Genomic DNA, 24,219 nt, shown 5'->3' on the forward strand with positions numbered 1-24,219 from the left:
GGCCCGCACCGGACGGGGTCAGTCCTCGATCCACCCGTGGGAACGGGCGAACTGCGTGAGGTGCTGCCGGATCTGGCTGATCTGGGCGCCGGTGAGCGTCGGCACCTGCTCGACCAGCAGGTCGGTGATGTTGGACCGGAAGGTGAACGCGGTCAGGACGTCGCACTCCTCGTCGTCGCCCCGGTCGGTCACCGGCAGCCGGGTCACGGTCGGCGCGGCGGACGCCGCCGCGCGGGACGCGACCGGGGCACCGGGGTTGAGCAGGCGCGCGTAGAGCGCCTTGACCCCGCGGTTGCCCTCCACCGACTCGAACTCCACCCGCATGCCGGGCGCGACCGACGGACGCTGGTCGCCGAAGTCGTTCGCGTGCACGAAGACGTCCTCACCACCGCCCTCCGGGCTGATGAAGCCGTACCCCTTCACGTCGTCGAAGCTGAGAATCGTACCGACCGCCACCGCGACCACCACCCAACGAAACAAGAGCCACCAGAACAGAAACGTCGCCGCGCCGCTTCCGGCGCAGCACCCATGGTAGTGGGCGGGGCCCGATCCGGAACCCCTACTCCCGTGTGGTCGCGTGGTCATGGTCGTGCCCCGCGCCGGTGACGCGGGGCACGACCCCTAAAGCATCCTAGGACATCGCTGGCCGGGTGCCTCCCGGGCGCGGACGCCGCGCCGGACTAGCGGATGGTGAAGGTCAGCGGGTTGGAGATGCCGACACCGCCGTGGGTGTCGTACGCCCGGACGGTGAAGGTGGACGTGGTGGCCGCCGCCAGGTCGAGCTGGAACTGGAAGCGCTGTCCACTGCGGGTCGGCGTCGCGGCCACCCGGGTCCCGCCGAGGTACAGCTCCACCCGGTCGACCACGTCCCCGGCGTCGGCGTCGGTGACGTCGGCGACCAGCGTGACGGTGGTCGGTTCGAGGAAGTACGTCTGCCCGCCGGGGGTGCTCAGCGCCACGGCCGGCGGCTGGTTGACGCCGCTGGTCGGGGGCGTGACCACCGTGATCAGGCGGGGCGGGGCACCGCCGGACAGCGACTGGTCGGTGCCGGCGGAGACGTTCAGCACGTAGGTGGTGCCGGTGCCGGGGGCCCCGACCGGCGGCGTCCACGACGCGTCGAACCGGTCACCGCCGGACCTCGTCCCCTGGGCCACCGTGACGCCGTTCACCCGGAACGACACCGAGGTGATGTAGTGGCCGCCTCCCACCGTCGCGGTCGCCGCCAGCGCGATGGGGCCCGGCGCGGTGTGGACCGCCCCGGCGGCCGGGCTGATCCAGGTGACGATCGCCGGGTAGTCGGCGACCGGCGGCGAGGTGGTCGGCCCGGTCGGTGTCATGCTGGGCAGGACCCCACCGGTGCAGGCGACCCCGTTGAGGGTGAACGCCGCCGGCTTGGGGTTGCTGAGGAACCAGGAGCCGACGAAACCGATGGTCGTCGAGCCGTTGGTGCCGAGGGCCGCGTTCCAGCCGAGGTTGGTCGCGCTGACCTGCTGGCCGGTCTGGGCCCAGGTGGCGCTCCAGCTCTGCGCGATCTGCTGGTCGACGGCGGGGAACGCGAACCGTAGCGTCCAGCCGTTGACCGGCGCGCCCAGGTTGGTGACCGCGAGGTCGGCCTGGAAGCCACCGGTCCACTGGCTGGTGACGACGTAGTCCACCCGACACCCGGCGGCGGCGCTCGCCGTACCGGCGTGCGAGACCGCCGCCATCGTCGCGACCAGGGCAACAACGACGGCGACCACCGCCGTCAGCGATTTCCGCATGCCACACCCCGCCATAAATCGTTGAGTATCAATAGGTATGACGACTGTCCTGCGGCTCTCTCCGCCTTGTCAAGACAAGGCAGAGAGTCCTGCCGCCGGCAGGACGTCGGGGTGGCCGGACGATGGTCCCGCCACCCCGACGGGACGTCCCGACGGGCCGCCCCGAAGGCCCTATCCCCCGGCGGGGACGCCCGCCGTGACCGCCCGCAGGTGCCGCAGACCGTCGGTGGCGAGCCGGTCCTGCGAGGGGGCCAGCGGACGCCAGATCGCCGCCGCCGTGGCGATCGTGTCGTTCTCCCCCGTGAACGACTCGATGCAGACCGCACCCCGGTAGCCGGTGGCCCCCAGCACCGCGAAGAACCGCGGCCAGTCGAAGTGGTCCGAGCCCGGGGCACCCCGATGGGTGCCGCTGACCTGGACGTGCTTGACGTACGGGCCGGCGGCGGCGAGCGCCGCGTACGGATCGGACTCCTCGATGTTCATGTGATACGTGTCGATCATGATGCCGACGCTCGACGGCAACCCGTCGATCAGCTCGATCGTCTGCGCGACGGTGTTGACCACGCTCGTCTCGTACCGGTTCAGCGCCTCCACCCCGATGCTCACGCCGCACTCGCCAGCCTGCTCGGCCACCGGTGCCAGGGCCCGCCGGAAGTCCGCGTGGCAGGCCGCCCGCGCCGCCGGTGACATCCGCCAGGTACGCCCGACCGAGGCGTACACCGGGCCGCCCACACAGGGTGCGCCGACCGCCGCCGCGCTCGCCACGCACCCCCGCAGGTAGTCGAGCGTCGACTCCACCACCGCCGGGGCGGCGTCGACCAGCTCCCGCCCCGGCGGGGTGACCGCGCAGACCGCCGCCGCGACCAGACCGTGCGCGGCCAGCAGGTCCCGGGTCCGGGCCGGGTCCCAGTCGCCAGGCTGCTCGATCGGCAGCTCCACCGCGTCGAAGCCGAACGACGCGATCCGCGGCACCAGCGTGGCGAGGGCCTCGTCGTCGACGGGTGACGCCCACACCCAGGGGTTCACGCCGAAGGCGTACACCGGGCCTACTTCCAGCGCTGCGGGTAACCGGGCAGGTCGGTGCAGCCGCACATCGCGTAGTGCAGCGGCGGCATGCCCGGGTCGAGGTACCGGTCCAGGTTCTCCTGGGTGATGGTCGGCTGGGGCAGCTTCCACGGGTTGGCCACCTGCTGCCCGTCGAGGATGCGCAGCGCGGCGATGACCGGCGTACGCCACTGGTACGTCGGGTACGTCGGCGCGATCGCGGTGAGGCCCTTGTCCTTCCAGACCTTCAGGAAGTCGAGCTGGTCCTCGCCGTTGATCGGCGGCACCGGCTTGCCCGCGTCCTGGAACGCCTCGACCGCCGCGACGGCGACCGCGCCCGCGTCCATCCACACGCCGTCGATGGTGCCGTACCGCTGGAGGTAGTCGTCGACGATCTTCTTGGTCTTGGCCGGGTCGCCGTCGGTGAACTCGACCCCCACCACGTCGACCTTCGCCTTGTCGAACGCCACCTTCGCCGCCGACCAGCGGGTCTCCAGCACGTCGACGCCGGGCAGGATGCGCAGGGCGAGGACCTTGCCGCCCGGCTTCATCCGCTGGCTGACGAACTCCGCCCCGACGTGGCCGAAGCCGTAGCCGCCGATCGGGTTGACGAACGTCACCGGGCACTTCGTGCTGACCCCACGGTCGAAGACGACCACCGGCAGCCCCGCCTTGCAGGCCGCCTCGACCGCCGGGGTGAGCGTGGCGGTGGTGTTCGGCGAGACGATCAGCGCGTCGCAGCCCTTGCCGAGCAGGTCGTTGATGTCGGCGATCTGCTTCTGGTCCTTGCCCTCGGCGTCGACGTGCACGAACTCGCTGATCCGGCTGCCCTGCGCGGCCACCTCGGCCTGCATGGTCTTGAACCCGACCTGCCGCCACGGGTTGTTCAACGCCGCGTTGGAGAAGCACAGCTTGTGCGGCCCGGCCTTCTTGAACTTCGCGGTGTCCACCATGGTCGGGTTGAGCATCTGCTCCCACGGCTTGTCCGCCGGGCCGGTCGGAGTCGCGCCGAGCAGGGCCAACTCGGCGTCGTAGTCGGCCTGCACGAAGAACTTCGACTGCTCCCCGGTGCCCGACCCGGCGGCCGAGGTGGAACCGCCCGCCGGCCCCCCGCCCGGTTCGTCGGTGGCGCAGGCGGTCAGGGACAGCAGGGTGACGGCGGCCAGCGCCGCCAGGCAACGTCGCACTATGTTTCCCCTTATCGAGACGACGAACGGGTAGCCGAGACCGCCACGGCGAGCAGGATGATCGCGCCCTGGACGGTGGACCTGAGGGCGCCGGAGACGCCGTAGAAGTTCATCAGCGCGAAGAGCAGCTCCAGGGAGAGCGCGCCGAGCATCGCGCCGACGACCGAGCCGCGGCCCCCGCCCAGCGCGACACCACCGAGCACCACCGCGGTGATCGCCCCGAACTCCAGGCCCGCCCCGGCCTGGAACGACACCCCGCTGTAGCCGCCGAGCAGGATCGCCGCCACCGCCGCCGCGAGCCCGCTGAGGACGAAGGCGACCGTCCGGGTACGCCAGACGCGTACCCCGCTCAGCTGCGCGGTGCGCGCGTTGTCGCCGACGGCGACCAGGGTCCGGCCGAAGTCCGACCGCATCAGCAGCACGGCGAGCGCCGCGACGACCAGCAACACCAGCAGCGCGTACGGCACCCGGCCGAGCAGCGGCACGTCCTCGATCGCCCGCCGGCCGAACCGGCGGAACTCCTCGGAGAGCCCGCCCTTCGGCGCGCCGTCGGACCACAGGTAGACCGCGCCGACCAGGATCAGGAACATGCCCAGGGTGGTGATGAACGACGGCACCCGCAGCCGCGTCGTGACCAGCCCGTTGACCAGCCCGACCAGCGCGCCGAAGGCCAACAGGAGCAGCACCACCGGCCAGGTGCGGGTCGGGTCGCTGTCGATCAGCCGGGCCGCCACCACCACCTGCGCGGTGACCAGCGAACCCACCGACAGGTCGAACTCACCGGAGACGATCACGAAGTACTGGCCGGCGGCGAGCAGGATGACCGGCGCCGAGCGGCCCAGGAAGGACATCAGCGACGGCGGGTCGAGGAAGTCGGGCTGCCGGATGCCGACGAGCACCAGCAGCACCGCGAGGAGGGCCAGGATCGGCAGCACCCCGCCGGGGCGTACCCGTGGGCGGATCGGGGACAGCGCACGACGCGCGACGGTCGGCATGGTCAGGACGCCGCCTTCCGCAGGGCCCGACGGGCGTAGACGGCGACCGCGGCGATGATGATGACGCCCCGGATCACCTGCTTGAAGAAGGCGTCCACCTCGAGCTGGTTGAAGATCGCGTCGATGCTGGCGAGCAGCAGCACCCCACCGACCGTGCCGACGACCCCGCCCCGCCCACCGGCGAGCGCGGTCCCGCCGATCACCACCGCCGCGATCGACTCCAGGTCGTAGAGGCCCTCGGTGCCCACCCGGGGCGCACCCGAACCGAGCCGGCTGGCCAGGTAGATCCCGGCGAGCCCGGCACACAGCGAGCACAGCACGTGGGCGGTGACGAGGACCCGGTCGTTGCGGACCCCCGAGAGCCGGGCCACCTCCGGATCACCGCCGACGGCGACCAGGTGGTGCCCGAAGCGGGTCCGCGACAGCGCGAACCAGACGGCCCCGGTCAACGCCAGCAGCAGCAGGAAGGACAACGGCACCGGACCGACCCGCTGGTAGCCCAACGACTGCACCAGCGCGGGCGAGGTGGCCCCGGCCGGTCCGTCGTAGTTGCTGTCGAGGTACCCCTTGAGCAGCAACCCCACGCCGAGGGTGGCGATGAACGCGTTGACCCGGAACCGGGTCACGAGCAGCCCGTTGAGCAGCCCGACCCCGGCGCTGACCGCGAGCGCCAGGCCGACCGCCGGCAGCAGCGCGCCATCACTGCCGTTCATCGTCTCGGCCGCGACCAGGGTGCTCAGACTGATCACGTACGCCACCGAGAGGTCCAGCGACCCGCCGAGGATGACAAGCGTCTGACCGACGGCGACGAGCCCGAGACCGGCGGCGACGTGCAGCAGGCTCACCGTCGTGGCCTGGTTGAACAGCTGCCCGCCGTCGACCAGGACGACCAGCCAGCCGACCGCCAGGGTCAGGGCCAGCGCCACGAACACCCCCGGCACGGGGCGTCGGGCCGGCAGCAACGACAGCACGCCCGACGCGCTCCTCGCGCTCACCGGTCGATCTCCGTTCGCGGCTGCGGGGTGTGGCCGACGGCGAGGGCGACGACGTCCTCCTCGGTGGCGCCGGCGGGGAGTTCGCCGGCGATCCGGCCGTCGCGCATGACGACGATCCGGTCGCTCATCCCCAGCAGCTCGGGCAGGTCCGACGAGATCATCAGCACCGCCGCGCCGTCGCGGGCCAGCCGGCGGACGAGGTCGTGGATGGCCGACTTCGCCCCCACGTCGATGCCCCGGGTCGGCTCGTCGAACAGCAGCACCCGGGGGTCGAGCGCCAGCCAGCGGGCCAGCACGACCTTCTGCTGGTTGCCACCGGACAGGAAACGGATCTCCTGGTCGTCGCCGGCGGCACGGACCTCGACGGTGGCGAGCAGGTCACGGACCCGGCGGGCGCGGGCGGCGTGCCCGGAGCGGGCCGGGAAGACGGCCCGCCCGGCGAGCAGCGCGTTGTCGAGCACCGACTGCCGGGGCACGATCCCCTCCCCCTTACGGTCCTCGGTGACGTAGGCGATGCCGGCCCGCATCGCGGTACGGGGCGAGCGCAGCCGCACCGGCCGGCTGTCCAGCCTCACGTCGCCGGTGGTGAACGGGGAGACGCCGAACAGCGCACGGGCCAGCGCCGAGCGTCCGGAGCCCTGCAAGCCGCCGACACCGAGCACCTCCCCAGCCCGCAGGTCCAGATCGACGGCGCGTAGCTTCCGGTTGCCCGCGCCCCGGACGGTCAGGCGTACCGGGCCGAGGTCGTCGGGGCCGGCCCGGTCGGGGTAGTAGCTGGACAGTTCCCGGCCGACCATGTGCCGGACGAGGTCGTCGGTGCAGGTGTCGGCGGTGGCGACGGTGGTGACGCGGCGGCCGTCCTTGAGGACCGTGATCCGGTCGGACAGGTCGAAGACCTCGGTGAGGCGGTGCGAGACGTACAGCACGCCGATGTCCCGCTGCTGGAGCCGGCGGACCAGTCCGTAGAGCAGCTCGACCTCGTGGTCGGCCAGGGCGGCGGTGGGTTCGTCCATGATGAGCAGCCGGGCGTCCAGGGCGAGCGCCTTGGCGATCTCGACGACCTGCTGCTGCGCGACACCGAGCCGCCCCACCCGGGTGTCGGCGGCCAGGTCGGCCTCCCCGATCGAGGCGAGCAGGTCCCGGGTGCGTTCCCGCATCGCCCGCCGGTCGACCAGCCCGCGCCGGACCGGTTCGTGCCCGAGGTGGACGTTCTCGGCGACGGTGCGCTCCGGCAGCAGGTTGAACTCCTGGTGGATGATGCCGATCCCGGCCCGCTGCGCGTCACGGGGGCCCCGGAAGACCCGGCGCTCACCGGCGACCTCGACGGTGCCCGCGTCCGGGGCGTACCCGCCGGAGACGATCTTCATGAGGGTGGACTTGCCGGCCCCGTTCTCCCCGACGACGGCGTGCACCTCGCCCGGTGCGACGTCGAGGTCTACCCCGTCGAGCACACGCACCCCGAGGAAGGACTTGCCGATGCCCCGCAGGGTCAGCAGCGGTGCCGGCGGCGGATCGGGCATCCCGGAAACCCTCACAGTAAGTAGTCATCGGCGTGGTTGATGTTCCGCGTCCGGCACGGTCGAGCTGCCGGCCGGTGAACTTTCGCTGTCGCTCGTGAGCGCTTACGTCGTCAAGGAGCAAACTTTCCTTGACATCGACGAAACATCACACGTATGAAGATAGATGTTTCGATGCCTGTCCACAATCCTCGATCTTCACGGGTCGCCGGTTCGAGCACCCGAGCGGCGTCGATGCCGGGCCGGGGGGTCGCCGCGCGCCCACGGTCGAACCGTCGAAACATCGAACCTTGCCCCTTCCATTGACAGTCATCGATGACTGACCCATCCTGGCCTCGCGGCCCACCGGGCGAGCACATCACCGACGTCACTCTGCGTGACGTGATGCGGGGCGGACGGCCGTTGCGGCGGACGGCACGCCGACCCCGGGCAGCACGCCCGCGCCCGCTGCGCGTCCCGGCGTCCACCGGACGCGCGGGCGGGCCGTGGTCGCCACCGGAAGTTCCCGCCGACACCTAGGAGACGGCATGCGTCGTACCACGTTGCTCATCGGCATGATCGCCGGGTTGTTACTGTCGCTCGGCCTCGCACCACCCGCGTCGGCGGCTCCGGCCTTCCGCGCCCTGCTGTTCACCAAGACGGTGGGCTACCGGCACGACTCGATCCCCGCCGGGATCAGCATGTTCCAGCAGCAGGCGGCAGCGAACAACTTCGAGCTGGTGCAAACCGAGGACTCCAGCGTCTTCACCGCGGCCAACCTCGCCACCTTCGACGTGATCATCATGTTCCAGACCTCCGGCATGGTCTGGACCTCGGCCGCCCAACGGCAGGCCGTGGAGGGTTACCTCGCCAGCGGCAAGGGCATCGTCGGCATCCACAACGCCCTGGACATGGGCATCGAGGGCGAGTACCCCTGGTGGGACCAGACCCTCAACGGCGGCGCCCACATGCCCGAGCACTCCCCCGGCGTGCTGCCCGGCACCGCCATCGTCGCCGACAAGCAGCACCCGTCCACGACGGGTCTGCCGGACCGGTGGAACCGCAGCGAGGAGTGGTACAACTTCGACAGCAACCCGCGCGGCAACGTGCACGTGCTGGTGACCGCCGACGAGCGGACGTACAACCCGGGGTCCCGGGCGATGGGCCCGGACCACCCGATCTCCTGGTGCCGCAGCGCCGCCGGCGGGCGGGTGTGGGCCACCGCGATGGGCCACGCGATCGACTCCTACAGCGAGACGAACTTCCGCAACCACGTCCTCGGCGGCGTGAAGTGGGCCGCCGGCAACCTGCCCGGCGACTGCGGCGGCACCGTGTGGGGCAACTTCGAGAAGCGCACCCTGGACGACAACACGGTCGACCCGATGGCGCTGAACGTGCTGCCCGACGGCCGGGTGATGTACGTCCAGCGCGGCGGCCAGGTCAAGATCTTCAAGCCGAGCACCAACAGCACCGTGACCGCCGCCACCCTGAGCGTCTACACCGGCGGCGAGGACGGTCTCACCGGCATGGCGATCGACCCGAACTTCGCCACCAACGGCTACGTGTACCTGTACCACTCGCCGGCGAGCAGCAGCACCGACGTCAACCGCGTCTCCCGCTACACGCTGTCCGGTGACACCCTCAACCTCTCCACCGAGGCGCGGATCATCGACATCCCGGCGTACCGGGACCGCACCTTCCCCGAGCCCGGCCACACCGGCGGCTACATCGACTTCGGCCCGGACGGCAACCTCTACATCGGCACCGGTGACGACACCCCGCCGAACCTCGACCCCAACTGGCAGGGCTACGCGCCGTTGGACTGGCGCTCCGGCAAGTCCAACCTCGACGCCGCCCGCAGCGCCGGCAACACCAACGACCTGCGGGGCAAGCTGCTGCGCATCCGCCCGTCGGACACCGGCGGCTACACCGTCCCGAGCGGCAACCTCTACCCCCAGGGTACGGCGCAGACCCGGCCGGAGATCTACGCGATGGGCTTCCGCAACCCGTTCCGGTTCTCGATCGACCCGGCCAACGGCTGGGTCTACCTGGCCGACTACGGGCCGGACCGCAACCCGCCCACCACCAACCGGGGCCCCGAGGGCCTGGTCGAACTCAACGTGATCAAGTCGCCCGGCAACTACGGGTGGCCGTTCTGCCACGGCGACAACCAGCCCTACGCGCCGTACAACCCGGACACCGGCGTGGTCGGCGCCAAGTTCAACTGCAACGCCCCGGTCAACAACTCCCCCAACAACACCGGCCTGACCAGCCTGAAGCCGGTCGTCGCACCCAACATGTGGTACGGCTACGGCACCTCGTCGACCTTCCCGGAGCTGGGCTCCGGCGGCTCCGGCCCGATGGGCGGCCCGGTCTACCGGTACGACCCGGCGAACCCGTCGGCCACCAAGTTCCCGCCCTACTACGACGGCGTGCACTTCTTCTACGAGTGGTCCCGCAGCTACATCAAGGAGGTCCACTTCGACTCCGCGACGGCGGTGACCCGCACCAACACGTTCCTGCCCGGGGGCCGGTTCAACAAGCCGATGGACCTGGAGTTCGGCAAGGACGGCTCGCTCTACGTGCTGGAGTGGGGCACCAACTTCGGTGGCGGCAACAGCGACTCCGGGCTCTACCGGATCGACTACATCCAGGGCGGCCGGTCGCCGATCGCCAAGGCCGTCGGTACGCCCACCAGCGGTCTGGCCCCGCTCAACGTCCAGTTCAGCAGCGCCGGCACCACCGACCCGGACCCGGGCAACACGCTGAGCTACCAGTGGACGTTCGGTGACGGCACCACCTCGACGGCGGCCAACCCGTCGCACGTCTACACCACCAACGGCAACTACACGGCGCAGTTGAAGGTCACCGACAACACCGGCAAGACGGGCTTCGCCAACGTCCAGATCACCGTCGGCAACTCCGCGCCGGTGGTCACCATCACCACCCCGGCCAACGGTGGCATGCTCACCTTCGGGGACAAGGTGTCGTACCAGATCAGCGTCACCGATCCGGACGGCGGCACGGTCGACTGCACCAAGGTGGTCGTCAACCCGGCGCTGGGTCACGACGACCACGCCCACGAGACCACCGAGTACCCGGGCTGCTCGGGCACCATCTCCACCGACCTGCTCGGCGGGCACCCCGACGGCGCGAACCTGTTCTACGTGCTCAACGCCCGCTACACCGACAGCGGTGGCCCGGGCGGCTCGTCCCCGCTCACCGGCACGGCGCAGGCGATCCTGCAACCCAAGCACAAGCAGGCCGAGTACTTCAGCAGCAGCTCCGGCGTCCGGGTCGTCGACCAGGCCGCCGCGGAGAGCACCAAGCGGGTCGGTGACATCTCCAACAACGACTGGATCGCGTTCAACCCGATGAGCCTGTCGGGCATCTCGACGGTCAGCTACCGGCTGTCGTCGCCGTCCGGTGGCGGCACGATCGAGCTGCGGGCCGACTCGCCGACCGGCATGCTGCTGGCCACCACCCCGGTGCCCAGTACCGGCGGCTGGAACAACTACCAGTCCACCGCGCCGGTGAACGTGGCCGCGTTGTCCGGGACGCACCCGCTCTACCTGGTGTTCAAGGGCAGCACGAACAACTGGTTCGACCTCGACTCGCACACCTTCGGCGGGGCGGGTGTCGGCCAGCCCGGCACCGGAACCGGCACCGGCGTGGCGGGGAAGACCTGGACGCTCACCGCGCTGCACAGCGGCAAGCTGATGGACGTCAGTGGCGTCTCCACCGCCGACGGCGCGCAGCTCACCCAGTGGGCGGCCACCGGCGGCAACAACCAGAAGTGGCAGGCCGTGGACGCCGGCAACGGCGCGGTCTACCTCAGGGCGGTGCACAGCAACAAGTGCGCCGAGGTGATCGGCGGTTCCACCACGGCGGGTGCGTTCCTCCAGCAGGCCACCTGCAACAACGGCAACCAGCAGAAGTTCACCGCGACGGCGACCACGACCGCCGGGGTCTACACGGTGCGCAACGTGCAGAGCGGGCTCTGCCTGGACGTCAACGGTGCTTCCACCGCCGACGGCGCGCGGCTGTTGCAGTGGACCTGCCACAGCGCCAGCAACCAGCAGTGGCGGTTCACCCAGGTGTGACGCACGGTCCGCCGCCGTCGCGGCGGCGGTAGGCCGGGAGGGCCGGCTCCGGATGTCGGAGCCGGCCCTCTGCGGTCGTGTCGGGGCCCCGCCCACCCTGGGCGGTGGGCGGACCGTCCCGGTCTCGGGCCGGCGCGGTGGTCAGCGGGACGTCGGATCACCGCCGGGCGGTCACCTGACGCGACTGCCGGTCGTGGACGTCACCTGACGGTCCCGGCCGACAGGTCGGTACTGCCCCGCCCCGGGCCCCGGTGCGGAAACGGTGATCGGCAGGGCCCGAGGTGCGGGCCCTGCCGATCGGTGGTGCACATGCCGTTCAGGTGGTCCGACGGCCCGGTCCGTCCCGGGCCACCGACGGACCTCAGGAGCCCCCGAGGTCCGCCGGTGCGCGTTCTCAGCGCTGCCGGGTGAGCAGGCCCGGCCGGTAGGGCAGCAGGCCGTAGTCCACGCCGTCGGAGCTGGGCGAACGGCCCTGGTAGAGCAGTTGCAGGTTGCACGGGTCGATCGTGTTCGTCTGGTCCGCGCTGGTACGCAGCAGCTCGCCGTGGCTGATGTCGTTGGTCCAGGTGGCACCGCTGTTGACCTTGCCCGCGAACGGGTTGTTGTAGGTCGTCGCGTTCGGCGTCCAGGTGCCGCCCAGGCTGGTCGCCGTGAACGAGCGGAAGTAGCGCTCCCAGGAGCTGGTCCGGGCCTCGATGATCATCAGGTACTGGTTGCGGCCCGCGACCTTGTAGACCTGCGGCGCCTCGAAGATGTTCTCCGAGGTGTCGCTCATGATGGTCGTGTAGTTGGAGCCGAAGCTGCCCGGGAAGTTCCCGATCGGCATGATCTGGCGATAGATCTTGCCGTTGTCACCGGCGAAGAACAGGTACATGTTCTGGTCGTCGCCGATGATCGTCTGGTCGATCACGCCGGTGGTGGAACCGGTGATCGACGCGGTCGACAGAGGCTGCGGGGCCGACCAGCCGTTGGCGTTGGCCGGGTTGGTCGACGTGCGGTACGAGAACGACGTCGGACCCCACTGGTGGGCGAGGATCCAGATGTTCTTCGGCGCGAAGTAGAACAGCGACGGCGCGACGGTGCCCTGGCTCATGGTGTTCTGGGGGGCCGTGGCGAGCTGGTTGAGGTTGTCGACCAGGCCGAAGTTCATCGAACCCCAGCCACCGGTGGCGCTACTGCTGTGGGTGGTGGCGTACACCAACTGCTTGCCCTGGTAGGGGGCGATGGTGAAGTCCTTGAGCGACGCCCAGCCGGCCTTCGGCTGCGCCAGCGGACCGGTCGACGACCAGCGGTACGACGACGGCAGCGTGCAGTTGCCGCTCGGCGGCGGGGTCGTGGGCGGCGGGGTGGTGCCACCGAGCTTGACGAGCTGCCACTGCTGGTTGGTGCCGTTCCAGTCGGCGTACTGCACGATGTTGCCGCCGTCGGCGGTGGACGCGCCCTGCACCTCGATGGCCTTGCCGCTGTTGCGGTTGATCAGCTGGATGTAGCCGTCGATGTCCTGGATGCTGAACTGCTGGTTGGTGCCGTTGTTGTCGGTCCACTGCACGATCGACCCGCCGTCGGCGGTCGACTTGCCGGACACGTCGAGCACCTTGCCGGACAGCTTCGACTTCAACCGGTAGTAGCCGCCACCGGAGTCGACGAACTGCCACTGCTGCTGGCTGCCGTCGTTGCGGGTCCACTGGGTGATCCGGGCCCCGTCGTTGGTGGCCAGGTTGTAGACGTCGAGGGCCTTGCCGCTGTTGCGGTTGACCAGCACGTACGACGCGCCGGTGTCGATCGTGGCCGCGGCGGCTTCCGTCGCGGTGGCCGCGACGACGGCACCGCCGCTCAGGGCGGTCACGAGCGCGGTGGCCGCCGACAGCAGCCAGCGCCGTCGGCCGGGACGGCGCAGAGCCGGGCCGGGATGCTCAGTCGGGAGGTGCATGGGGGTGCTCCTTCTCAAGGACGGGTGGCCCCTGCGCGGCGGCCCCCGGTGACGTGGTCGCCGAGGGCCTCAGGTGGTCCGACCGACCGACACTCCGTGGTCGAAACGGAGCCGACCGGCAAGTGTGAACGCTCACATCGATCGGTGCGGGTCGAACGGGTGCATGATCGGTTTGGTGGGGGCGAACGGACCGGCAGGGGCTCCATTCAGATCCGGCGATGTTACCAGAGCGTTTCGGGCCGCTCAAGAGTCGCGCCCCGGGCACCTGCCCACCCCACCACCACCGGGTACGACCCGTTGCCGGGTCAACCTTCCCGGCCGGGTGTTAACGTTCACCCTTCGCGTCCCCGGTCCCGGGAACGCCGGCCCGGCCCGGCATCCGGGAGGCGATGGTGATCCCTTCCGATCCGGTGCGTGATGTGTCATCTTCGATGGATGCGGGTCGGTTGCCGGGCAGGCGGACGAGGTCGGACCCGCGGGCACGGGGTGGCGGCGCGATGCCGCTGACCGGCGCATCCGGCCGACGCGCCGGCGGTGACCCCGGCCGGATGCCTCGGATACGGGCGACCCACGCCCGGCCGCGCACCGGGCTGGCCGTCGGGCTGCTGGTCGTCGCCCTGCTGGCGCTGGCCGGCGGGGTCGGCTACGCCGCCCTGGTGCACGTCCAGCAGGCCAGGATCCGCCACGAGCTGGACTGGGCGATGGTGCACGGCCGACCGGCCGACCCGTCCGGCTGCACCTGGATCTTCGGCGGCGCGAGCGACACCGGTCACGGCGGCGCGCCGCCGGCCGGGTTCCCGGAGCACGGGGCGGTCCACACCGTGGCCCGCACCGGCCGCCCGCAGGTCGGCCAGGTCGCCCGCAACGGCACCGTCTACCACGTGCGGACCCAGTGGCGCGACGGCGAGGTCGTCCAGGTGGTCTTCGACGCCCGCTTCCAGCTCGCCGAACGGCGCTACCTGCTGTGGGCGGTGTCGACCGCCGCGCTGGCCGTCCTGGTCGCGGCGACCGCGACGGACCTGCGGCTGCGCCGCCGGTCGGTGCTGCCGCTGACCGAGGCGCTCGACCGGCAACGCCGCTTCGTCGCCGACGCGAGCCACGAGCTGCGGGCCCCGATCACCCGGGTGCACACGGCGGCCCAACTGCTGGCCCAGCGGACGACCGGCGCGGCGCACGACGCGGACCGGCAGGACCTGGACCGGCTGCTGCACACCACCCGACGGCTCGGGGAGATCGTCGACGAGTTGCTCCTGTCGGCCCGGTTGACCGATCCGGCGGCGATGACCGGGCCGCCGGCCACTGTCGACCTCGCGGCGCTCGTCGTCGAGGCGATCGGGGCCGACGCGCCGCGCGCCGCCGCCCTCGGGGTGACGCTCGGGGTGACCGGCGCGGACCACCCGGTGCCGGTGCGCGGTGTCGGGCCCGCGCTGCTCCGGGTGGTGGCGGAACTGCTGGCGAACGCCCTGCACCACACCCCGGCCGGGGGGCGGGTGCAGGTGCGGTTGCGTCCGGCGGGCGCGGACCGGGTCGAGCTGGTGGTCAGTGACTCCGGCCGGGGGTTCGACCCCCGGCACGCCGGCCGGATCTTCGACCGGTTCCACCGGGGCCCCGACGCCGGGGACCGCCGGTCCGGGCTCGGGTTGGCGCTGGTCCGCGAGGTGGTCACCGCGCACGGCGGCACGATCGACGCCACCGGCCGGCCCGGGGCGGGCGCCACCTTCACCGTACGGCTGCCGGTGTGCGACGGGGGGCGGGCCGGTGGTCCGCCGACGGACGGCGACCCGGGCGGTGGCCGGTGGCCCCTGCGCTGGTGGGCGGGCCGGGACCGGGCGGGCGGGGACCGCGCGACCAGCAGATTCTGACCGGCGAGAAATTCCACCGGTCAACCTTCTGCCGTTTCGGTGCGACCATGAACGGATGACCGACCCGTCACCCCCGGCGCACGGCCCGTTGCTCCTCGTCGAGGACGACGCGGAACTGGCCGACATGCTGGTCGAGCTGTTCCACCGGGCGGGGTACCGGATCGACCTGGCCCGCGACGGTCAGCGGGGCCTGCACCTGGCGCTGCGCGGCCCCTACCAGGTGATCATGTTGGACCGGCGGCTGCCGGCCATCGACGGGGTCGACCTGCTCATCCGGCTGCGGCGGCGCTCCGTCGCCGCCCGGGTGCTGATGCTCAGCGCGCTCGGCGACCTCGACGAACGCATCCGGGGCCTCGACGCGGGCGCCGACGACTACCTGCCCAAACCGTTCGAGGTGACCGAGCTGATGGCCCGGGTCCGGGCGCTGACCCGCCGCCGCTTCGACGGGGCCGAGCTGATCCCCATCGGGGCCGGTCAGCTCGACCTGGCCCAGCGCGGGGTGCGGCTGCCCGACGGGCGGGAGGTGACGCTCAGCGGCCGGGAGTTCGAGCTGATCCGGCTGCTCGCCAGCCACCCCCGGATGGTGCACAGCCGCAGCCAGCTCCGGGGGCGGGTGTTCGGCGCGGACCGCACCGAGGCGGTCGTCGACACGTACGTGCACTACCTGCGCCGCAAGCTCGGCGACGGGGTGGTGCGCACCGTGCACGGCCTCGGCTACCAGATCGGCGCGCTGTGAGCCGGCCGCCCGGGACCCCGACGGGCCCCGGGCGGCGCGGCGGCTCAGCGCCCCGCGAACCGGGCCGGACGCTTCTCCAGGAAGGCGGCCATCCCCTCGCGCTGGTCCTCGGTGGCGAACAGGGCGTGGAAGGCCCGCCGTTCGAACAGCACCCCGGCCTGCACACCGACCTCCTCGGCCTGCCGGACCGCCTCCCGGGCCAGCATCGTCGCGAGCTTCGGATACCCGGCCACCACCGCCGCCGCGGCCTTCGCCTCGGCCAGCAGCCGGTCCGTCGGCACCACCCGGGACACCAGGCCCCACCGGTACGCCTGCGCCGCGTCGAGCTGCCGCCCGGTGAGCACCAGGTCCATCGCCCGCGCCGGACCGATCAGCCGGGTCAGCCGCTGGGTGCCGCCGATGCCGGGCATCACCCCCAGCCGCAGCTCCGGCTGCCCGAACCGGGCGTTGTCCGCCGCGAAGACCAGGTCGCACATCATCGCCAGCTCGCAGCCGCCGCCGAGGGCGTAGCCGGCCACCGCCGCGATCTTCGGGGTACGCAGCGCGGCGAACGCGTCCCAACCGGCGAAGTGGTCGTCCAACGCCACGTCCAGGAAGGACTTCCCGGCCATCTCCCGGATGTCCGCCCCGGCCGCGAAGACCTCGTCGGAGCCGGTGAGCACGAAACAGCCCACCCCTGGGTCGCGGTCCAGCGGTCGCAGCGTCTCGACCAGCTCGGTCAGCAGCGCCGTGTCCAGCGCGTTGCGCACCTCGGGCCGGCACAACCGCACCGTCACCACCCGGTCGTCCTTCTCCACGGTGATCCTCATCGTCGCCTCCCTCTCCTCAGGAATCCCAGATCGCGCCGTACGCGGGCACCCCGCGTTCCTCCATGCCCCGCACCACCTGCCAGGTCAGCGGACGGTTCGAGATGCAGATGACCGCCTCCGCGTCGTACCGGCGGCACGCCTGCCAGGCCAGCCGCAGCATGTCGGGCTTGCCGTCGCGGGCGGTGTCCCACAGCAGCGCGTCGGGCTGGTGGGCGAGGATCTCGTCGACCAGGTCGTCGCCGAAGGTCTCCCGGTGCCGGCGGGCCACCCAGACCAGGTGGGCCGGCACCTGCCCGGCCAGCAGGTGCGGCAGCACCGGGCCGATCCCGCTGCCGGTCGCCACGTACAGCACCCGGCGGAACAGGGTCTCGATGTTGGCCACCCCGGCGGTGCTGATCCCCTTCACCCAGAGCCGGCGCGGCGGGTCGTCGACGAACCGGCCGGTCCAGTCACCGGCCCGGCTGACGGTCAACCGGAACCCGCTGCGGCCCGGCGTCGGCACGTTGGCGAAGGAGTGCCACTCCCACAGCGGGCTGCGGCTGACCGCCGTGGACGAGCCGGGGAACGGCGTCACCCCGTGGTCGAAGTGGACCAGCGCCACGTGCGACGACGGACGCCGCACCACCACCGGCACCCGGCGCAGCCGCAGCCAGGGCAGGGCGATGCTGGCGGTCAGCACCGCGAGCACCCACCCCTGCGGGGAGGTGGCCAGCGCGACCGGCCCGCCGGCCAGGAAACCGGCCTGCGCCCAGAGCAGCAGCAGGGCCGCCCAGCCGCCGAGGCGGTGGGTGCGCTCGAACAGGTCGTGCCTGCGCGAGCGCACCGGCGGCAGCGCGGTGCCGACGACGGCCAGCAGCAGGGCGGCCGCCGCGTACCCGGTGACCAGCGCCCCCGCCGGGCCGCCGCGCACGGCCAACGCGCCGAGCTGGGCGAGGAACCAGGCGGTGCCGGCCAGCGCCGCGCCGACGTGCAGCCCGCCGAAGTGGTAGACCTTGCCCAACGTGGCCCGCACCCGCAGCGGCCAGCTGGTGGGTGCCCGGGTGGCCAGCCGGAACAGCAGGTTGATCACGTACTGCTGGCGGATCAGCACGGCCAGCGCGACGTTCGCCAGCGCGGCGACGCCCAACGTGTCGGCGGCCCCGGGGCCGTGCCACCAGCCGGCGGACAGCCCGTACGCCAGCAGCGCGGCGTTGCCGGCGAGCACCGCCGCGACGAGCCGGTGGTGGTGCATGAACCGGGGATGGGCCAGGACCCGGCGCAGCGTCGACACCGGCGGGGGAAGCATGTCGTCGGGGTGGCCCGCCGGGCCGGAGCGCGGCGGCGTCGACGCGGGTCGCAGACCGGTGGTGGTCACGCCGCCGCCTCCTCGACGTGGGCGAACTGCCACCGCAGGTCGAGGGCGAGCCGGTGCAACGCGTCCCGGTCGACCTTGCCCCGGCCGGTCATCGGCAGCTCCGGCAGCGGGTGCACGGCCGCCGGCACGCAGTAGTAGGGCAGCGCGGCGGCCACCGTCTCCCGGCACCGCTGCGGGTCCAGCTCCGCGGGGACGACGAAGGAGACCAGGTCCCGGTCGGTGACCCGCAGGGTGACCGCGCGCCGGCAGCCCGGCACCGTCTCCAGCACGGTCGAGACCGCGTCCAGCTCCACCCGGAAACCCCGGACCTTCACCTGGTCGTCGGTGCGGCCGAGATGTTCCAGTTCCCCGTCGGCGCGCCAGCGGCCCCGGTCGCGGGTACGGAACATCAGCCGGCCGCCGCCGAGGAACGGGTCCGGGGCGTACCGCTCGGTGTTGAGCGCGTCGTTGTCCAGGTAGCCGGCGGAGACGCAGTCGCCACCGGCCCACATCTCGCCGACCTCGCCGATGCGGCAGGGCCGTCCGTCGTCGTCGAGGACGTAGACGGTGTTGTTCGGGGTCGGCCGGCCGATGGTCAACGGCGCACCGGGCCGGTGCCGGTGCATGGTGTTGACGATGGTGGTCTCGGTCGGGCCGCAGCAGTTGTAGAAGATCCGGCCGGCGGCCCACCGGTCGGCCAGCGGACGCGGGCAGGGCTCCCCCGCCACCGCGACCACCCGCACCCCGGCGCACCGGTCCGGGTCGATCCGGGCGAGCACCGAGGGGGTGGCGACCACCACGTCGGCGCGGGCGGCGGTGGCGGTGAGGTCCCGGTCGCGCACGAGCAGGGTGCCGCCGTTGGCGAGGCAGCCGAGGATCTCCCAGGCGGCCATGTCGAAGGCGACGTTGAGCAGTTGGGCGACCGTCCGGCCGGGCCGTATCCCCAGGTCGCCCGGGGCGGTGAGCAGGATGTTGGCGACGTTGCCGTGGGTGACGGTGACGCCGTTGGGGGTGCCCGTGGTGCCGGAGGTGAACAGCACGTAGCAGCCGTCGTCGGCGCGTACCGGACGGTCCGGGACGGGGGCGGTGAGGTACCCGCCGGGGGGCAGCGGCTCGGCCATCATCTCGTCGACCGCGAGCCGGGGCACACCGGGCGACGCCGGCACCGCGTCCAGGGTCGCCGACGTGGTCAGCAGCACCCGGCAGCGGGCGGTCGAGGCGACCTGCCGCAACTGCCCGGCGGGGGCGATCCGGACGTCCTGCGGGACGTAGGCCGCCCCGGCCTTGAGGGTGGCCAGGATGCCCACCAGCATCGGCAGGGACCGGCTGGTGAACACGCCCACGGTGTCGCCGGTGCGCACGCCGAGGGCGACGAGGTGGGCGGCGAGCCGGTTGGCCTGGCGGTCCAGTTCGCGGTAGCCGATCCGTACCCCGAGGTGCTCGGCGGCGACGGCGTCCGGGGTGGTGGCGGCCCACCTGGCGAACGCCTGGTGGATGCGCAGGTCGGGGGCGGGCACCCGGGGGCCCTGGCCGAACCGGTGGAACTGCCGCCGGTCGCGCGGTGGGAGGTGGTCCAGCAGTGCTGACCGCCAGCCGTCCGGCCCGGCCGGGAGGGTGCTGACCGGGTGGCTGGCGGTGTCGTCGGTGGTCTGTCGTACGGACATGGGCCGCTCCTGTTCTGACCGGCCGCCCTGCGCGGCGATCGGAATCGATGCTTGCCAATGGAGATGGGAAATCTCTTAGATCCGGGGCGCGGCGGCCGTCCGGGGCGGCACCGGCGCGCGTCGGCGCACGGCTGTTCGGATCGGGAGGGGGCGCGGCGGGCGGGGTGCGGGCGGGCCGCCGCCCGTCGCACGGCTCGATCGGGCGCGCGACGGTCCGGCCGGCGCGGACGACCCGGCACGGCAGAGAACTACAGGCTTCGATGTTAACGTTGATCGACGGGCCGTCCGGCCGCCGCCACCTGCGGCGCAACGCCGGGCAGGGGCCGCCCGACCGGACGCGGCATTGGTAGGACGTCTGGGTGCCGCGATCGGGGCTCCACCCCGCCGACCGGCCGCCCCGTGCCGCTCCCCGCAGTCACCTGCAGGGCATTGACGTTACACAATGGAAACTCTAACGTCTGATGTCTCGACCGTGCATGTCGCACCATCCACCTCCCACCCAGGGAGGAGCCTTCCGTGTGCCGTCCCCCGACCCGGCAGCCGGCGCAAGGTTCCAGCACGCCCGACCCGCAGTGCGCCGTCCGGGCGTACGGCCGCCGCCCCACGCGACGGCCGTGCCCGCCGGAGCACTTCCGCAGAAACGGAGCGAACACGATGAACCACGGACGTCTGGTGAGCGCGGGGCTGACGGTGCTGCTCGGCGCGACGGTCGCCCTCAGCGCCGGCTGCGGTGACCGGGGTGCCGGGACCGGCACGGGCGGCGGCAAGCCGCTCATCGGGGTCGACTACCCCCGCTCGGACACCGACTTCTGGAACTCCTACATCAAATACGTGCCGCAGTCCGCCGGGCAGTTGGGGATCGACCTCAAGACCACCAACTCGCAGAACGACATCGCGAACCTCATCTCGAACGCCCAGACCTTCATGAGCCAGGGCGTCAAGGGGGTGGTGATGGCCCCGCAGGACACCGCCGCGATCGCCCCGACCCTGGCCCAACTGGAGAGCCGCAAGATCCCGGTGGTCACCATCGACACCCGGCCCGACACCGGCACGGTGTTCATGGTGGTCCGCGCCGACAACCGGGCGTACGGGACCAAGGCCTGCCAGTTCCTGGGCACCAAGCTCGGCGGCCGGGGCAAGGTCGTCATGCTCCAGGGCGGCCTGGACTCGATCAACGGCCGGGACCGCACCGAGGCGTTCAACGAGTGCATGGCCAAGGAGTTCCCCGGCATCAAGGTCTTCGGGGAGGCGACCGACTGGAAGGCCGACGTCGCGGCGTCGAAGTTGCAGACCCGCTTCGCGTCCGACCCGGACATCCGGGGCGTCTACATGCAGTCGTCGTTCGCGCTGTCGGGCACCCTGCAGATCCTCAAGCAGCGTGGCCTGCAGGTGCCGCCGACCGACCCGAAGCACGTCTTCGTGGTGTCCAACGACGGCATCCCCGAGGAGCTGAAGAACATCGGCGACGGCCTGATCGACGCCACCGTCAGCCAACCCGCCGACCTGTACGCCCGCTACGGGCTGGAGTACGCCAAGGCGGCGATCGAGGGAAAGACGTTCCAGCCCGGCCCCACCGACCACGGCAGCACCATCATCCAGGTGCGCGACGGCCTGCTGGAGGACCAACTCCCGGCACCCCTGGTGACCCTGGACGGCGCACCGGTCGCCGGGCAGCCCACGGTGAAGTACGACGACCCCTCGCTGTGGGGCCGGCAGGGATGACCACCGCCCCGCACCACCCCCGCGACGACGACCCACCGGTCGTCGAGGCGGTCGACGTCACCAAACGCTTCGGCTCCACGCTCGCCCTGTCCGGGGCGGGGATCATGGTCCGGCGCGGCGAGACGCACGCCCTGGTCGGCCGCAACGGCGCCGGCAAGTCGACGCTGGTCGGCATCCTGACCGGGCTGCAGGCCGCCGACGGCGGGGCGGTCGCCTTCGACGGCCGGCCGGCACCGCCGCTGGCCGACCGGGACGCCTGGCGGCGGCGGGTGGCCTGCGTCTACCAGAAGTCGACGATCATTCCCACCCTCACCGTGGCGGAGAACCTGTTCCTCAACCGGCACCACCGCTCCCGCGCCGGCCTGATCCGCTGGTCGAGCCTGCGGCGGGAGGCGCAGCACCTGCTGGCGCAGTGGTCGGTCGACGTCGACGTCCGGCAGCCGGCCGCGACGCTCTCGGTCGAGCAGCGGCAGTTCGTGGAGATCGCCCGCGCGTTGTCCTTCGGCGCCCGGTTCATCGTCCTCGACGAGCCGACCGCCCAGCTCGACGCCGCCGGCATCGACCGCCTGTTCACCCGGATCCGCGACCTGCGGGCGCAGGGGGTGACGTTCCTGTTCATCAGCCACCACCTGCAGGAGATCTACGACCTGTGCGACCGGGTGACGGTCTTCCGCGACGCCCGGCACATCCTCACCGCCCCGGTCGCCGGGTTGAGCCGGCAGGCGCTGGTCGCCGCGATGACCGGGGAGGACGTGAGCATGCCGGAGGCCGACCACCGGCCGCCGGCGTCCGACGCGCCGGTGCTGCTGTCGGTGCGGGACCTGGTCACCGCGTCCGGGGCCCGGCTGTCGATGCGGGCCCGGGCGGGCGAGGTGGTCGGCATCGCCGGGGGTGGCGGCAGCGGCAAGGTCGAGGTCGCCGAGGCCGTCGTCGGTCTGACCCGCCCGGTGGCCGGGTCGGTCACCCTCGCCGGCCGGGTGCTGCGGCCGGGCAGCGTGCCCGACGCCCTCGCCGCCGGGGTGGGGCTGGTGCCGCAGGACCGGCACCGGGAGGGCCTGGTGCCGGGACTGTCGATCGCGGAGAACGTCACGATGACCGTGCCGCAGCGGATCGGGCGCCACGGACTCATCTCCCGGGCCCGCCGGGACGCGCTGGCCCGGGAGACCATCGCCGCGCTGACGATCAAGGCGTCCGGGCCGCAGACGCCGGTGGCCGACCTGTCCGGCGGCAACCAGCAGAAGGTCGTGATGGGCCGGGCGTTGGCCAACGATCCGCGGCTGCTGGTGCTGATCACGCCCACCGCCGGGGTCGACGTGCGGTCCAAGCAGACCCTGCTCGGCGTCGTCGAGGACGTCCGCCGCCGGGGCACCGCCGTGCTGGTGGTCTCCGACGAGCTGGACGACCTGCGCATCTGCGACCGGGTGCTGGTGATGTTCCAGGGCCGGGTGGTCGCCGAGATGGCGCACGGCTGGAGCGACAACGATCTGGTAGCCGCCATGGAAGGGGTGGACCTCCACCATGTCTGACACGCTGTCCACCGGCGCGGTGCCGGCGTCGGTGCCCCCGCCGACCCGCCCGTCGTCGCGGCACCTGGCCGTCGCCCGGCTGCGGGACCTGGCGCTGGTGCCGGCGATCGTCGCGGTGGCGATCGTCGGGTGGATCATCAGCCCGGTCTTCCTCAGCACCGACAACGTCCTCAACGTGCTGCAGAGCATGTCGGAGATCGCGATCCTCGTGCTGGCCCAGACCATCGTGCTGATCACCGGCAAGATGGACCTGTCGCTGGAGAGCACCTTCGGGCTCGCCCCGGGCATCGCCGCCTGGCTGGTCGTCGACCCGGAGCTGACCCGGGGGTTGGGGCTCGGCCTGCTCCCGGACGCCTGGGCGGTGCCGGTGGTGCTGCTGGTCGGGGCGCTGGTCGGGGCGTTCAACGGGCTGCTCATCGTCCGGTTCGGCCTCAACGGTTTCATCGTGACGCTGGGCATGCTGATCATCCTGCGCGGCCTGCTCACCGGCATCTCCGGCGGGCAGACCTTCTTCGCGCTGCCCGGTTCGATGACGTACCTCGGCTCGACGAGCTGGCTCGGGGCGCCGGCCTCGATCTGGGTGTCGCTGCTGCTGTTCGCCGCCGGGATCGTGGTGCTCGGCCACACCCGCGCCGGCCGCGCGCTGTACGCCATCGGCGGCAATGCCGACGCGGCCCGCGCCGCCGGCATCCGCACCGACCGGGTGCTGTGGGTCGCGCTGGTCGTGGCCAGCGTGCTCGCCGCCCTGGCCGGCCTGCTGATCAGCGGCCGGCTGGCGGCGGTGCCGGCGGCCCAGGGCGACGGCGCGATCTTCCAGGTGTTCGCGGCGGCGGTGATCGGCGGGGTCAGCCTCAACGGCGGCCGGGGCAGCGTCTTCGGCGCGTTCACCGGCGTCCTGCTGCTCTTCATGATCATCAACGTGTTGGCCCTGGCCGGGGTACCCGCACAGTGGACGAACTTCCTCAACGGCGCGGTCATCCTGATCGCCCTGGTGGTCTCCCGCATCACCGGCGGCAAGGCGCAGACCTGAACCGCCCCCGCCGGCCCGACCCCGCGC

At 72.2% G+C, this 24,219-nt stretch carries 17 protein-coding genes; 6 read left to right on the forward strand and 11 right to left on the reverse strand.

Annotated elements, in window-relative coordinates:
• Positions 1–18 precede the first annotated feature (18 nt).
• The 7 genes from ACN268_RS09640 to ACN268_RS09670 form a co-directional block, all read right to left on the reverse strand.
• Complete coding sequence (locus ACN268_RS09640; RefSeq protein WP_421482803.1) at positions 19–456, reverse strand: cold-shock protein; 438 nt, start codon at positions 454–456, stop codon at positions 19–21.
• Positions 457–680: 224 nt separating this feature from the next.
• Positions 681–1,760, reverse strand: coding sequence for a cellulose binding domain-containing protein (locus tag ACN268_RS09645; RefSeq protein WP_421482804.1), 1,080 nt, complete (start codon positions 1,758–1,760; stop codon positions 681–683).
• Positions 1,761–1,931: 171 nt separating this feature from the next.
• On the reverse strand, positions 1,932–2,786 hold the full coding sequence (locus tag ACN268_RS09650) for a sugar phosphate isomerase/epimerase family protein (protein WP_421482805.1): 855 nt from the start codon (positions 2,784–2,786) through the stop codon (positions 1,932–1,934).
• A 20-nt stretch (positions 2,787–2,806) separates the two neighbouring features.
• Complete coding sequence (locus ACN268_RS09655) at positions 2,807–3,991, reverse strand: substrate-binding domain-containing protein (protein WP_421482806.1); 1,185 nt, start codon at positions 3,989–3,991, stop codon at positions 2,807–2,809.
• 11 nt (positions 3,992–4,002) lie between these two features.
• Positions 4,003–4,986 carry an ABC transporter permease gene (locus tag ACN268_RS09660; protein ID WP_421482807.1) on the reverse strand — a complete coding sequence of 328 codons (984 nt, stop codon included), beginning with the start codon at positions 4,984–4,986 and terminating at the stop codon, positions 4,003–4,005.
• 2 nt (positions 4,987–4,988) lie between these two features.
• A complete protein-coding gene (locus ACN268_RS09665; RefSeq protein ID WP_421482809.1) occupies positions 4,989–5,981 on the reverse strand; it encodes an ABC transporter permease in 993 nt (330 codons plus the stop codon).
• Complete coding sequence (locus ACN268_RS09670; RefSeq protein ID WP_421482810.1) at positions 5,978–7,501, reverse strand: sugar ABC transporter ATP-binding protein; 1,524 nt, start codon at positions 7,499–7,501, stop codon at positions 5,978–5,980. Before ACN268_RS09670 ends, ACN268_RS09665 begins: the two co-directional genes overlap by 4 nt.
• Positions 7,502–8,025: 524 nt before the next feature.
• Here ACN268_RS09670 and ACN268_RS09675 point away from each other — a divergent pair.
• Positions 8,026–11,580 carry a ThuA domain-containing protein gene (locus ACN268_RS09675; RefSeq protein ID WP_421482812.1) on the forward strand — a complete coding sequence of 1,185 codons (3,555 nt, stop codon included), beginning with the start codon at positions 8,026–8,028 and terminating at the stop codon, positions 11,578–11,580.
• Between the two features lie 394 nt (positions 11,581–11,974).
• Here the strand turns inward: ACN268_RS09675 and ACN268_RS09680 are convergent, their stop codons facing one another.
• Positions 11,975–13,510 (reverse strand): non-reducing end alpha-L-arabinofuranosidase family hydrolase, encoded by a 1,536-nt coding sequence (locus ACN268_RS09680; protein ID WP_421482813.1) that lies wholly within the window; start codon positions 13,508–13,510, stop codon positions 11,975–11,977.
• Between the two features lie 548 nt (positions 13,511–14,058).
• Here ACN268_RS09680 and ACN268_RS09685 point away from each other — a divergent pair.
• Both ACN268_RS09685 and ACN268_RS09690 read left to right on the forward strand, forming a co-directional pair.
• Positions 14,059–15,372: a sensor histidine kinase gene (locus ACN268_RS09685; RefSeq protein ID WP_421482815.1), complete on the forward strand. Its 1,314-nt coding sequence runs from the start codon at positions 14,059–14,061 to the stop codon at positions 15,370–15,372.
• Positions 15,373–15,427: 55 nt separating this feature from the next.
• Entirely contained in the window at positions 15,428–16,108 is a 681-nt protein-coding gene (locus tag ACN268_RS09690) for a response regulator transcription factor (protein ID WP_421482816.1), read from the forward strand.
• 44 nt (positions 16,109–16,152) lie between these two features.
• Here ACN268_RS09690 and ACN268_RS09695 read toward each other — a convergent pair whose 3' ends face one another.
• The 3 genes from ACN268_RS09695 to ACN268_RS09705 are packed head-to-tail and all read right to left on the reverse strand — an operon-like array spanning position 16,153 to position 19,914.
• Positions 16,153–16,917 (reverse strand): enoyl-CoA hydratase-related protein, encoded by a 765-nt coding sequence (locus ACN268_RS09695; protein ID WP_421482818.1) that lies wholly within the window; start codon positions 16,915–16,917, stop codon positions 16,153–16,155.
• A 16-nt stretch (positions 16,918–16,933) separates the two neighbouring features.
• A complete protein-coding gene (locus ACN268_RS09700) occupies positions 16,934–18,271 on the reverse strand; it encodes a hypothetical protein (protein WP_421482819.1) in 1,338 nt (445 codons plus the stop codon).
• The gene (locus ACN268_RS09705; protein WP_421482821.1) at positions 18,268–19,914 is read right to left on the reverse strand and encodes an amino acid adenylation domain-containing protein; all 1,647 of its coding nucleotides are present in this window, start codon (positions 19,912–19,914) and stop codon (positions 18,268–18,270) included. The genes ACN268_RS09700 and ACN268_RS09705 overlap by 4 nt, the downstream gene beginning before the upstream one ends.
• Positions 19,915–20,568: 654 nt before the next feature.
• Here ACN268_RS09705 and ACN268_RS09710 point away from each other — a divergent pair.
• The 3 genes from ACN268_RS09710 to ACN268_RS09720 are packed head-to-tail and all read left to right on the forward strand — an operon-like array spanning position 20,569 to position 24,192.
• Complete coding sequence (locus ACN268_RS09710; protein ID WP_421482822.1) at positions 20,569–21,636, forward strand: sugar ABC transporter substrate-binding protein; 1,068 nt, start codon at positions 20,569–20,571, stop codon at positions 21,634–21,636.
• Entirely contained in the window at positions 21,633–23,162 is a 1,530-nt protein-coding gene (locus ACN268_RS09715) for a sugar ABC transporter ATP-binding protein (RefSeq protein ID WP_421482824.1), read from the forward strand. The genes ACN268_RS09710 and ACN268_RS09715 overlap by 4 nt, the downstream gene beginning before the upstream one ends.
• A complete protein-coding gene (locus tag ACN268_RS09720; RefSeq protein WP_421482826.1) occupies positions 23,155–24,192 on the forward strand; it encodes an ABC transporter permease in 1,038 nt (345 codons plus the stop codon). Before ACN268_RS09715 ends, ACN268_RS09720 begins: the two co-directional genes overlap by 8 nt.
• Positions 24,193–24,219: the final 27 nt, after the last annotated feature.

Source organism: Micromonospora sp. WMMD735, assembly GCF_049178995.1.
Taxonomy (GTDB): Bacteria; Actinomycetota; Actinomycetes; order Mycobacteriales; family Micromonosporaceae; genus Micromonospora; species Micromonospora wenchangensis.